This window comes from Porphyrobacter sp. HT-58-2 (assembly GCF_002952215.1).
GTDB lineage: Bacteria > Pseudomonadota > Alphaproteobacteria > Sphingomonadales > Sphingomonadaceae > Erythrobacter.
Genome location: NZ_CP022600.1, coordinates 2,450,181 through 2,462,656, shown reverse-complemented (window position 1 = coordinate 2,462,656; position 12,476 = coordinate 2,450,181). Strand labels below are relative to the sequence as shown.

General features: G+C 65.1%; 10 protein-coding genes and 1 pseudogene. 8 read left to right on the top strand and 3 right to left on the bottom strand.

All coding sequences use genetic code 11. The annotated features are described in order from the left end of the window. The first annotated feature begins 10 nt into the window (after positions 1–10). From CHX26_RS11590 to CHX26_RS11555, 8 genes are read left to right on the top strand one after another with little or no spacing between them, the layout of a single operon-like run. On the top strand, positions 11–988 hold the full coding sequence (locus tag CHX26_RS11590; RefSeq protein ID WP_104942497.1) for an AAA family ATPase: 978 nt from the start codon (positions 11–13) through the stop codon (positions 986–988). Beyond that, positions 985–2,655 (top strand): preprotein translocase subunit YajC, encoded by a 1,671-nt coding sequence (locus CHX26_RS11585; protein WP_104942496.1) that lies wholly within the window; start codon positions 985–987, stop codon positions 2,653–2,655. The genes CHX26_RS11590 and CHX26_RS11585 overlap by 4 nt, the downstream gene beginning before the upstream one ends. 16 nt (positions 2,656–2,671) lie before the next feature. Beyond that, positions 2,672–3,850, top strand: a complete 1,179-nt coding sequence (locus CHX26_RS11580; protein WP_104942495.1) for an XrtA/PEP-CTERM system-associated ATPase — start codon at positions 2,672–2,674, stop codon at positions 3,848–3,850. 3 nt (positions 3,851–3,853) lie between these two features. Continuing rightward, the gene (locus CHX26_RS11575; RefSeq protein WP_104942494.1) at positions 3,854–4,786 is read left to right on the top strand and encodes an XrtA system polysaccharide deacetylase; all 933 of its coding nucleotides are present in this window, start codon (positions 3,854–3,856) and stop codon (positions 4,784–4,786) included. After that, on the top strand, positions 4,783–5,844 hold the full coding sequence (locus tag CHX26_RS11570) for a FemAB family XrtA/PEP-CTERM system-associated protein (RefSeq protein ID WP_104942493.1): 1,062 nt from the start codon (positions 4,783–4,785) through the stop codon (positions 5,842–5,844). Before CHX26_RS11575 ends, CHX26_RS11570 begins: the two co-directional genes overlap by 4 nt. A 13-nt stretch (positions 5,845–5,857) precedes the next feature. Further along, positions 5,858–7,084 carry a TIGR03087 family PEP-CTERM/XrtA system glycosyltransferase gene (locus tag CHX26_RS11565; protein ID WP_104942492.1) on the top strand — a complete coding sequence of 409 codons (1,227 nt, stop codon included), beginning with the start codon at positions 5,858–5,860 and terminating at the stop codon, positions 7,082–7,084. Beyond that, positions 7,074–8,078, top strand: a complete 1,005-nt coding sequence (xrtA, locus tag CHX26_RS11560; protein ID WP_104942491.1) for an exosortase A — start codon at positions 7,074–7,076, stop codon at positions 8,076–8,078. Before CHX26_RS11565 ends, xrtA begins: the two co-directional genes overlap by 11 nt. A gap of 12 nt (positions 8,079–8,090) precedes the next feature. Then, positions 8,091–9,986 carry an XrtA/PEP-CTERM system amidotransferase gene (locus CHX26_RS11555; RefSeq protein ID WP_104942490.1) on the top strand — a complete coding sequence of 632 codons (1,896 nt, stop codon included), beginning with the start codon at positions 8,091–8,093 and terminating at the stop codon, positions 9,984–9,986. Here CHX26_RS11555 and zapE read toward each other — a convergent pair. The 3 genes and pseudogenes from zapE to CHX26_RS11540 all read right to left on the bottom strand — a co-directional run bounded on the left by zapE (position 9,983) and on the right by CHX26_RS11540 (position 12,359). After that, positions 9,983–11,103: pseudogene (gene zapE / locus CHX26_RS11550) on the bottom strand (cell division protein ZapE). The gene CHX26_RS11555 and the pseudogene zapE sit on opposite strands and share 4 nt — an antisense overlap. Before the next feature lie 4 nt (positions 11,104–11,107). Next, entirely contained in the window at positions 11,108–11,575 is a 468-nt protein-coding gene (locus CHX26_RS11545; protein WP_104942489.1) for a PaaI family thioesterase, read from the bottom strand. Between the two features lie 4 nt (positions 11,576–11,579). Next, a complete protein-coding gene (locus tag CHX26_RS11540) occupies positions 11,580–12,359 on the bottom strand; it encodes a succinate dehydrogenase iron-sulfur subunit (protein ID WP_104942488.1) in 780 nt (259 codons plus the stop codon). Between the last annotated feature and the right edge of the window lie 117 nt (positions 12,360–12,476).

Sequence of the window (12,476 nt, the reverse complement as noted above, 5' to 3'; positions counted from 1 at the left end):
GGATAAGACGATGACCGATCAGGGCAAGATCAACCGTGAAGGCGCAAGGCCGGCGTCGCTGTTCGAGCGGGCCGACATGACATTCGGCCGCGATCCGCGCGGTGTTTCTCCGAAAATGCCGAGCGTTCCGATTGACATTCCGCCGGTGCCGCAGGCGCTACGCCGGCCTGTCGCGCCGCAAGCTGCACCTGTTCGTTCCCTGCCGCCTGAACCTGGCGTTCGGCAGGCCGCGCCCGCGCCCGCGCCGCGCGCCGTCGCGTTCCGCGGGCCTTTTGCTGCGATCGACCGTGAGCATCTGCGCGAAGGCGGGTTGATCGTACCGGAAGACCCTGTGACCGGGCTGCTGGAGGAATTCCGCATCGTCAAGCGCGAGCTGCTGGCCGATGCGCGCGCCGAAGATACGCCACAGGCCCGCCGCATTCTGGTGTGTTCGCCCCATCCGGGCGAGGGCAAGACCTATTGCGCCACCAACCTTGCCATTGCGCTCGCTGCCGAGCGTGGTCTTGAGGTGCTGCTGGTCGATGCCGATGTCGTCAAGCCGAGCGTCAATCAGCGGCTGGGGATCGAGGCCGAGCAAGGTCTGATGGATGCGCTTGCCGATCCGTCTATCCTGCCCGAGAGTCTCGTTATCCGTACGGACATCGAAGGCCTGTTCGTGCTTCCCGCCGGAACAGCCTCGTCGCGCGATGCCGAATATCTGGCCAGTGCGCGCACGGCCGAGGTGCTGGATCGCCTGACCGAAGGCGCGCCGGACCGAATCGTGATTTTCGACACGCCGCCCGCGCTTGCCGCATCGCCCGCTGCCGAATTGGCACAGCATGTTGGGCAGGCCCTGCTGGTGGTGCGCGCTGACGATACGAGCCGCGCCGCGCTCGAAGATGCGCAGCAACTGCTTTCCGCCTGCGCCGATATCAAGCTTCTCCTCAACGCCGCGCGCTACAGCCCCTCGGGCCGTCGCTTCGGCTCTTATGGCAGGAAGGGGAAATGACCATGCGTCCCAAAAGACTGGTACTTCCGCTCATCGCCGTGGTGCTGGCAGGTGCTGCCGCAACCCCCGCTTTTGCCCAGATGCAGGGGCAGGGACAGAGGCAGGGGCAGAATCAGGGCAATGATCTGATCGGCCAGCGTTCCGAACGCGTGGTGCAGCCCTATATCGAAGTCGGGCAGGTCGTCTCGGCCGAACTCAGCCCGGGCAATGATGTGGTCACCTTCACCCAGGTTGCCGTCGGCGTCGACATCAATGTGCAGGGGCGCAATTCGGGAGCGGCGGTTTCGCTGCGCTATGAACGCAACATCGGTTACGGCGACGACAGCATCGATACCGACACCATCAGCGGGATCGCGCGCACTTCGGTGGCCTTGATTCCCAATGCCCTGAGCTTCGAGACAGGCGGTCTTGCGGCACGCACCCGGATCGATCCGGGCGGTGGTACCACAGCCAACCCGCTGGTGCGCGAGGATGCCGAAAGCCGTTTCTACAGTGCCTATGCCGGGCCGAGCCTCAACACCCGGGTCGGCGATGTCGACCTGACCGGCGTGGCGCGCGTCGGCTACAACCGGTTCGAAACCGATGCCGCGCTCGTGACCCCGCAAGGCCAGACGGTGGACGTCTTCGACGACAGCGTGACCTATCTCGGCCAGCTGCGTGCGGGCACGCGACCGGGCGAGGTGCTGCCGGTGGGCCTTGCCGTGACCGCCGGGGGTTTCCAGGAGGATATCGGCAATCTCGACCAGCGCGTGCGCGACCTGTTCGTGCGCGGCGATGTGACGGTGCCGCTCAACAACAACCTCGCGATTGTGGCCGGTGCCGGTTACGAGGACGTCGAGATTTCGAGCCGCGATGCGCTGCGCGACGCCAATGGCGATCCGGTGATCGGCGCTGATGGCCGCTTCGTCACCGATCCCGCTTCACCGCGGCAGATTGCCTTCGATGTCGATGGGCTGCTGTGGGACGTCGGCGTGTTGTGGCGCCCGTCCTCGCGCACAAACCTTCAGGCCGCCGTCGGCCGGCGTTACGATTCCACCACCTATTACGGTCAGTTCACCTACGTCCCCAACGAGCGCAGCGCCTTCGCCTTGCAGGCCTATGACGGGGTGAGCGGCTTTGGCGGGGTGCTCAACAACGCGCTTGCCGGTCTCGACAGCGATTTTCAGGCGATCCGCAACCCGGTCACGGGCGACTTCGGCGGTCTCGTGACCGGCACGCAGGGACAGGCCATCGTCGGTTCGCTCGGCTCGGTGCGCTCGGCTGCCTTCCGCGGGCGGGGGGTACGCGCTTCCTATGAACGTAACTTTGGCCGCACCGTGGCTGCAATCGGCGCAGGTTACGACCGGCGCACCTTCATCGCCGCCGCGGGCACAGCACTCGCGCCAGCCAACGGCATCACCGACGAGAGCTACTATGTCATCGCCGGCCTGACCCGCAACCTCGGGCTCGATGCCGACATCACCAGCAACGCCTACATCAACTGGTTCGATGGCGCTGGCACCGGGAATGACGTTACCGCGATGGGTGGTTCGATCGCTTACAACCAATCGATTACCCGGCGACTGGTTGGTCGTGCGGCGATTGCGGTCGATTACTTCGACAGCCAGCTCACCGCCGAGGACTTTGCCTTTGCCACTGCGCTGATCGGCATGCGCTACAACTTCTGACGGGGAACGGACGGTCATGTACGAACAATTCTATGGCTTCAGCGGGCGCCCCTTCCAGCTGACCCCCGATCCGCAGTTCTATTTTGAAAGCACCAGCCACAAGAAGGCGATGAGCTATCTCGGCTACGGGCTGAGCCAAGGCGAGGGCTTCATCGTCATCACCGGCGAGGTGGGGGCGGGCAAATCGACGCTGGTGGCGCATCTGATGGAGCGGATCGACCCGGCGGCGCTGACCGTGGCACAGGTCGTGACCAGTGCGCTCGACGGCGCTGAACTGGTGCATGTCGTCGCGCAGGCTTTCGGCCTTGCGGTCGAGGGGCATGACAAGGCCGGCGCATTGGGTGCGATCGAGCGTTTCCTGCAGGACGAAGCGCGCTCCGGGCGGCGTTGCCTGCTGATCGTCGATGAGTGCCAAAACCTTGATCTGGCCGCGCTGGAAGAGCTGCGGATGCTCTCCAACTTCCAGCTCGGTTCGCACCCGCTGCTGCAAAGCCTGCTGCTTGGCCAGCCGGAGTTCCGCCGCACCGTCGCCCAGCATCCGGGCCTTGAACAACTGCGCCAGCGGATCATCGCCTCGCACCATCTCGATGCGCTCGATGCGAGCGAGGTCGAGGATTACGTGTGCCACCGCCTTGCGCAGGTCGGCTGGGACGGTCAGCCGGCATTCGAACCCGGTCTGATCGATGCGCTTTACGCGCAAACCGCCGGAATTCCGCGCCGCGTCAATCAGGTGATGAACCGTCTGCTGCTGCTCGGAGCGATCGAGGAGCGCGATACTCTTGGCCTTGGGATGCTGGATGATGTGATTGCGGAAATGGCCGCCGATCAGACCCGCGGCTCGCGTGGTAGCGGTGGTGATCTGCGCGCCGCCCCTGTTGCAGCGACGATGCCTGCCGCGCGTGCTGCCTCTGACAGTCTGCCAGCGGCGGAGGTCGCTGCCCTGTTGGCCGAACGCGATGCGCGTACCGCCGAACTTGAGGCGGCGATCAGCGAATTGCAGGCAGCCGGGATCGGTCAGCGTGACGAAGGCGGCGCGCCGCTTTCGGCAGAGGAGGCCGGCATTGCCGAGGCCCGGCTTGCAGCCGCGCTTGAGCGGATCGAGGCGCGGCTCGAGGAGCAGGAGCAATCCTTCCGCCACGTGCTGACCATGCTGATCGAATGGCTCGAGGAAGACCCGTCGCGCGAGGCTGCCTAAGACATGAATGCCCCGTTTTCGCCTCTCGCTCCTGACGGCAATGGGCCAGTCATCGCCAACGGCCTGTCGGTCGATGTCGAGGACTGGTTTCAGGTCGGCGCGTTCGAGAACGTGATCGAGCGCGGCGAGTGGGATTCGATCAAGACCCGTGTCGAGGACAACGTCTACCGCGTGATCGATCTGTTTGCCGAAGCAGATGTGTCAGCGACCTTCTTCACGCTGGGCTGGGTGGCAAAGCGCCATCCGAACATGATTCGCCGCATCGCCGATGCTGGCCACGAACTCGCCAGCCATGGTTATGATCATGCGCGCGTGTTTACCTTCACCCGCCACGAATTCGCCGAGGATATCCGCAAGGCGCGCGCCATTATCGAGGATTGCGCCGGCGTTGCGGTGACCGGCTACCGCGCGCCCAGCTTCTCGATCGACGGACGAACGCCCTGGGCCTTCGCGGAGCTGGCAGAGCAGGGCTATGCCTATTCCTCCAGCGTCGCGCCGGTGGTGCATGACCACTATGGCTGGCCAGAAGCACCGCGTTTCGCCTTCAAGCCACTCCCCTGGTCGTCGATGATCGAGCTGCCGGTGACCACCGCAATGCTTGGCGGACGGCGCGTCGCGGCGGGTGGGGGCGGATTCTTCCGGGTGCTGCCCTATGGCTTTTCGCGCTGGGCGATCCGGCAGGTGAACCGTCAGGACAGCCGTCCGGCGGTGTTCTATTTCCACCCGTGGGAGGTTGATCCCGATCAGCCGCGTGTGGGCCATGCATCGCTGCGTTCTCGCTTCCGGCACTATACCGGTCTGTCGAAGATGGCAGGCAAGCTGCGCGATCTGGTTCACGAATTCCGCTGGACCCGGATGGATCTGGTCGCTCACCGCGAGGCTGCCAGGGCGGTTGATCTCGTCCTGCCCGATCCGGTTGGTGAGTTCGTCGCATGAACGCGCCGGTGAAAGCCGGCGAGGTGGTGCGCGTTGCGGATTTTCGCGATCCGCTCGATCTGCGCCGGATCGAGGGCTTCGTCGCTGAAGCAGGCGCAAGCCTGTTCCACCGTCCGGCATGGCTGAAGGCGGTCGAGCAGGGCGCAGGCCAGCGCGCCGCGGGCCTGCTCTGCGAACGGCTCGGCGTGGTGACGGGTTGGTTGCCGCTCACCGAAGTGCGATCACTGCTGTTCGGCAAGGCGCTGGTGTCGAGCGGGTTCGGGGTCGGTGGCGGGATTGTCGCGGATAGTGGCAATGCGGCGCGGGCGCTCGCCGAGGCAGCGCAGAGCCATGCCATGCGCGGCGGCTTTGCCGGTATCGAACTGCGCGGCGGGATGATCCCCGATGGCTGGGACAGATGGGCGGACAAGCATTGCGGTTTCGAACGGGCGCTGGCGGCTGATGACGATGCGGAACTGCTGGCCATCCCACGCAAGGCCCGCGCCGAAGTCCGCAAGGGGTTGGCGCTCGGCCACCGTATCACCATCGGGCGCGCCCCGCACGATCTGGCGGCGCATTACGCCTGCTATAGCGAAAGCGTGCGCAATCTCGGCACCCCGGTGTTTCCGCGCGCGCTGTTTGCCGCGATGCTGGAGGCCTTTCCAGACAACAGCGACATCCTCACCGTGTGGGACGGCGCGCGCCCGCTGGCCAGTGTTCTGAGCTTCTATCACGATGGCGCAGTGATGCCGTTCTGGGGCGGCGGGGTCGTCGCTGCCCGTTCCGCCCGCGCCAACGAGCGGATGTATTACGAACTGATGCTCCATGCCCGGCGGGAGGGCATGACCCGCTTCGACTTCGGACGTTCGAAGACGGGGAGCGGGCCGTTCGCCTTCAAGAAGAACTGGGGCTTCACGCCCGAACCGCTCACTTATGGCGCATGGACCGCGCCGGGGCAGGCTGTGCGCAACATCGACCCGACTGATGCCAGCTATTCCCGCAAGATCGAGCTCTGGAAGAAGCTGCCGCTTTCCGTCGCCAACACGCTGGGGCCGTGGATTGCACGTGGGCTGGCCTAAGGGGGCTTGCGTGATGGGCGACATCCTGTTCCTCGCGCACCGCGTGCCGTTTCCGCCCGATCGCGGCGACCGCATCCGCTCGCACCACCTGCTCAAAGGTCTGGCGCGGCTTGGCCCGGTGCATGTCGGCTGCTTTGCCGAGGGGAACGACACGACCGGCGCCGAGGCACTGGCGCAGATTACGGCCTCGCACTGCATCGCTCCGCGTACCAAGCCGCTGCCGCTTGCCGGGATCGAGGCCGTGCTGGCGGGCAAGCCGGTCAGTCTCACCGCTTTCCATTCGCGCCAGCTCGCCGCGTGGGTGCGCCATACCATCGCCACCTGCGATATTGCTGCGATCGTCGTCTTTTCCGGCCAGATGGGCCAATACGTTCCCGACGACTTTGAAGGTCGTGTGGTGATCGACCTGTGCGACGTCGACAGCGCCAAGTTCGCCAGCTACGCCGAAGCGGGCGAGCGGGTGTGGCTGAACGCCCGCGAGGCGCGCCTGCTGGCCGTTGAGGAGGAGCGCCTCGGCCAGCGCGCTGATGCGACAATCCTCATTTCCGAGGCCGAGGCGGCGCTCTATCGCTCGCGTCTCAACGATCCGGCGAAGGTCAATGTGCAGGTGATCGGCAACGGCATCGATGCGGCTTTCTTCGATCCCGCCGCCGTTACCCCGCACCCCGCTCTGGCAGGGGCGGCGGGGCCGCATTTCGTCTTTACCGGGCAGATGGACTACCTTCCCAACGAACAGGCGGCGTTGTGGGTGATTGAAGCGCTTTTGCCGGTCTTGCGCGCGCGCTTGCCCGAAGCCGTGTTCCATGTCGTCGGCCGCAACCCGACCGCTCGGCTGATGGCGCATCATGGCATCGCCGGTGTCCAAGTGTGGGGCGAGGTCGCCGATGTGCGCCCCTTCATCGCCGCTGCCGACGCTGTGCTCGCCCCGTTGCTGATTGCGCGCGGTGTGCAGAACAAGGTACTTGAGGCAATGGCCATGGCGAGGCCCGTGGTGCTCACGCCGGAAGCTGCCACCGGAATTGCGGCTGAAGATGGGGCGGATTGGCTTGTCTCCCCGCCCGAACCTGAGGCGATGGCCGAACGCATGGCCGGGCTTGTCGGTGATCCGAGCGTCAGTGCCGCGATCGGCGCGTCGGCCCGGCGCTTTGTGCTTGATCACCATGGATGGGAGGCCATGCTGGCACCGCTTGCCGGGTTGATCGGCAAGGACGTGCAGGGACATCAGCGCCATGCCGCCTGAGGCCGCATCCCTTTCGGTCTCGCACGGTGTATCCAGCTTGCCCGCTGCATGGCGCGCGCCCTTGGCAGCGCTTGGTGCAGCATGGCTCGCGCTGATCGCGGTAACGGCACGAAGCTGGAGCGCGATGCTGCACCAATGGTGGAATATCGATACCTACAGCCACCTTGTTCTTTTGCCCTTCATCATCGCCTGGCTGGTGGCGCTCAAGGAGGAGGAGCTTGCGCGGCTTGCCCCGCGGCCGTTCTGGCCGGGCCTTGCCTGCGTGGCTGCGGCGCTCGGCCTATCGTGGGCGGGCGAACGGCTCGGCATAAACCTTGTCGCGCAGGCAGGCGCAGTAGGTGCGCTACAGGCAGCGGTCGTTACAGTGCTGGGAGTGCGAGTAAGCCTTCTGCTGGCCTTGCCGCTGGCCTTTGCCTGCTTCCTCGTACCCTTCGGTGACGAGATCATTCCTCCGCTGCAATTCCTCACAGCCGACATTGCGATTGCGCTGACCCACTGGAGCGGGGTTCCGGCGCGGATCGACGGGATCCATATCCATACGCCGGCAGGACTGTTCATCGTGGCCGAGGCCTGTTCCGGCGTGAAGTTCCTGATTGCGATGGTAACGCTTGGCGTACTGGTCGCCTTCACCCGCTTTGCCCGTTTGACGCGCCGCCTATTGTTTCTTGCCGCTTGCGTGATCGTTCCGATCCTCGCGAATGGCGTGCGGGCCTGGGCAACGATCTATGTCGCGCAATCCATCGGCGCGGAGCAGGCGACCGGGTTCGATCACATCGTCTATGGCTGGATTTTCTTCGCGATCATCGTGTCGCTGCTGCTCGGCGGCGCGTGGCGATTCTTTGATCGTGAGCCCGAGGCCTATGGCTGGTCGGCCGCAACTATTGCGCGCTGGCCTGTGGTTGCCCGCGCTGAAGCGCTGACTCTGGCGCCCGGCACCGCTGCGCTTGCGATCATTGCCCTTGCAGGCGTTGCCGCGCTGGCTGCGCTGCTTTAGGCCGTCCCGATAATGTGCGGAATTGCCGGGATCTTTCACGCTGAAACCCCCAAGCCGGTCGACCCCCTGCGGGTCGAGCGAATGTGCGACGCGCTGGCCCACCGGGGGCCTGACGGGGCGGGGGTGTGGACCGATCTTGGCGTGGGGCTCGGCCACCGCCGCCTTTCGATCATCGACCTCGCCGGGTCGCCGCAGCCGATGCATTCTGTCGATGGCCGCGCGGTGATTGTCTTCAACGGCGAGATCTACAATTTCCGCGAATTGCGCCGCGAGCTGGAGCAGGCGGGCTTCACCTTCCGGACCAGCGGCGATACCGAGGTGATCCTCGCCGCCTGGCAACGCTGGGGGCCGGATTGCCTTGCGCGGCTCGACGGGATGTTCGCCTTCGCGATCTTTGACCGCGACAAGCGGCAGCTGTTCCTTGCCCGCGACCGCTTCGGGGTGAAGCCGCTGTTCACCGCTGCGCTGTCAGACGGCAGCATCGCTTTCGCCTCCGAGCTGAAAGGCCTGCTCGCTCACCCGCTGCTGCGCCGCCGGGTCAACCCGCAGGCGATCGAGGCTTATATGGCTTGGGGCTACGTGCCTGATAGCCATGCTATCCTTGCCGGGGTGGAGAAGCTTCCCGCCGGGCATTTCTGGTTGCTGGAGCAGGGCAAGACGCCGGGCCGCCCGCGGCGCTGGTGGGACATTTCCTTCACCGAGCGCGAGCGCGGGAGCGAGGCGGATCTCTCGGCCCAGCTGGTGCACCTGCTGCGCGAGGGCGTGCGTTCACGCATGGTGGCCGATGTGCCGCTCGGCGCGTTCCTTTCGGGCGGGGTGGATTCCTCCGGCGTAGTGGCGCTGATGAGCGAAGCCAGCAGCCAGCCGGTTCAGACCTGCTCCATCGGCTTCGACGTCGCCGCCTACGATGAGACCTCCTATGCCCGTCAGGTTGCCGCCAAGTTCGGTGCCGATCATCAGGAACGCATCGTCGCGACCGATGATTTCGCCGCCATCGAACAGTTAGCCGCGATGTTCGACGAGCCCTTCGCCGACGCCTCGGCGCTTCCGACATGGCGCGTGTGCCAGCTGGCGCGCGAGCGGGTGACGGTGGCGCTGTCGGGCGACGGGGCGGACGAGGCCTTTGCCGGATACCGCCGGCAGGTGTTCCACCACCACGAGGAGCGCGCCCGCTCGGTGCTGCCTGCGGCCCTGCGGGCTCCGCTGTTCGGTACGCTGGGAAGCCTATGGCCCAAGGCTGACTGGGCGCCGCGTCCGCTGCGTGCCAAGTCGACCCTGCTGGCCTTGGCCGAAACTGGCGAGGAAGGCTATGCGCGTGGGCTGTCGGTGACTTTGCCGGGGGCGCGGGCGGCGCTCTATTCGGACGCCTTTGCCGCCAGCCTTGCGGGTTTCCGCGCCGAGGACGAGCTGATCGCGCTGATGCGTTCAGCGCCGGGCCGCAGCGGCCTTGACCGGGCGCAATATGCCGATCTGACCTTCTGGATGCCGGGCGACATCCTCACCAAGGTTGACCGCACCAGCATGGCGGTGAGCCTTGAGGCGAGGGAGCCGCTGCTCGACCACCGCCTTGTCGAATTCGCCGCGCGCCTGCCCGAAGGGATGCGGGTTAAGGGTTCGACCGGCAAATACCTGCTCAAGAAGACGCTCGAACGCTATCTGCCGCACGACATCCTCTACCGGCCCAAGCAGGGCTTCGTGACGCCAATTGCGGAGTGGCTCAAAGGGCCGCTGGCGGGCGCGGCGCGGGGGATTGCCAGCGGGAGCCTCGCGCAGACCGGGTTCTTCCGGCCTGAGGCCATTGCCGCACTTGCCGAGGCGCATATTGCGGGCCGCGCGGACCATTCGCGCACGCTCTGGCAATTGCTGATGCTGGAGAAGTCGTTCGGGCAGCTTGGGGTGTCGTCCTAGCCTTCGGCGCCGTGACCGAGCGCCATGTAGGCGTCGCTCTGCATTTCGTTCAACCGACTGACCGTGCGTTCGAATTCGAATGCGCCGTCGCCTGACTTATAGAGCTTTTCCGGCTCGGCAGCGGCGGTGGCGAACAGCTTCACGCGGTTCTCGTAGAGCGCGTCGATCAGCTTGGTGAAGCGGATCGCCTCGTTGCGGTTTTCCGGCCCCATCTTCGGAATGCCGACGAGAATTACGGTGTGAAACGCGCGGGCGATGGCGAGATAATCCGCCGCCCCTCGGTTTTCCACGCACAGCTTCTTGAAGCTGAACACGCCCACGCCCTTGAGGCTTTTGGGGACATGGAGCGTGCGCCCACCGCCCAGATCGAGCTCGCCGCTTGGCACATGGGCAGCATCGTCTGGGTCGAAATCGGTCAGGCGGAAGAAGGCCTCGCGCACCTGCGCCGTCGCTGCATCGCCCATCGGGGCATGCCACATCGCAAGCCCACCGATGCGGTCGAGCCGGTAGTCGGTCGGGCCGTTGAGGCTGAGCACATCCATGCGCGCTTCGACGAGGTCGATGAAAGGCAGGAACAGCGAGCGATTGAGCCCGTCCTTGTAGAGGTCGCGCGGGGGACGGTTGGAGGTTGTGACAATCACCGTGCCGGCCTCCATCAGTGCGGTAAAGAAGCGGCCCATGATCGCGGCGTCGGCGGTGTTGGTGACCACCATCTCATCAAAAGCAAGGCAGCGCACTTCCTCGGCAAGCCGCATGGCAACCGCGATCAGCGGGTCTTTTTGCTGGGCCTTGCGCGCCTCGGCGATGCGACGGTCGACTTCGAGCATGAAGGCGTGAAAATGCACGCGGCGCTTCTTTTCGATCCCGAGGGTCTCGACGAACAGGTCCATCAGCATCGATTTGCCGCGCCCGACACCGCCCCACAGATAGACCCGCGCGGGTCCGAGGCGGCTTCGCGGGTGCCGGTCAGGCGGGCGAAAAGGCTTTTCTTCGGAGGTGGTGCTTCCAACTCGTCCTGCAAACGGGCCAGCCGGTCGGCAGCAGCGCGCTGGTCCGGGTCGGCGCGCAGCTCGCCGTTGGCAATGAGCGCGTCGTAGCGGGCGAGCAACCCCGGCACAGCGTCAGGCTTGGGCGCGCGGCTGCATCTTGCGCACGATGCCGGAGAAGCTGGCGACCGTGTCGTCGTCCTGCACCACCATGCCGCGGATGAAGACCAGCTTGCCGGTCTCGCGCACGATTTCCGTCACGGCATCGAGCGGGCGGTTGACGTCGCCGCCACCGACAAACTGCGTCGACAGCTCGAGCGTCACCGAAGGCCCGGCATTGCCGGTGCCGATGCGGTGCATGGTGACGAACAGCGCAATGTCGATCAGCGACAGCGTCACTGCGCCGTGGATCACGCCCTGAAGATTCATATGCCGCCGCTCTGGGAACATGCGCAGGCGCGCTTTTCCGTCCGGATCGACCCGGGTGACGAGCTTGCCCATCACCGCGCCGTTGAACAACGTCTCGTCCTTCAGGTTCCAGTGGTGCCAGCCCGGATTGTCCTGATCCGGACCGTGTTCGAAAACGTCGTCCTTGAACGTCACGGGATCAGATGACCCGCTCGGCCATCATTTTCTTGGTCTCGGCAATCGCCTTGGCAGGGCTGAGGCCCTTCGGACAGACGTTAGCGCAGTTCATGATGGTGTGGCAGCGGTAGAGGCGGAAGGGGTCTTCCAGATCATCCAGACGCTCACCGGTCATCTCGTCGCGGCTGTCAGCCAGCCAGCGATAGGCCTGCAGCAATATCGCAGGACCGAGGAACTTGTCCGAATTCCACCAGTAGGACGGACACGAGGTCGAGCAGCAGGCGCACAGGATGCACTCGTAGAGGCCGTCCAGCTTCTCGCGCTGTTCGGGCGATTGCAGCCGTTCCTTGCCGCTCGGCGTCGGGCTGACAGTCTGAAGCCAGGGCCGGATCGAGGCATATTGCGCGTAGAAGTGGGTGAAATCAGGCACCAGATCCTTGATCACGTCCATGTGGGGCAGGGGCGTGATGCGAATTTCGCCCTTGAGGTCCTCGATCGCGGTGGTGCAGGCGAGGCCGTTCTTGCCGTTCATGTTCATCGAGCACGATCCGCAAATCCCTTCGCGGCACGAACGGCGGAAGGTCAGGGTCGGGTCGATCTCGTTCTTGATCTTGAACAGTGCGTCGAGAACCATGGGACCGCATTCATCAAGGTCGATCTCGAACTTGTCATAGCGCGGGTTTTGGCCGGAATCGGGATCGTAACGGTAGATCTTGAACGACTTGACCCGCTTGCCAGTGGCCTTGTGGACTTTGCCGTTGGCATTGATCTTGGAATTCTTGGGGAGAGTGAAGGTCGCCATTACGTGATCCCGCGTTGCAATTTGCACCCTATCTAGCGGCATTGCCCCGTCACGCAAGCGGGGGCTGTTGCAGCCTTTTGAACAGGAGTTGAAAGCGCCTCACATGGGGGAACCATG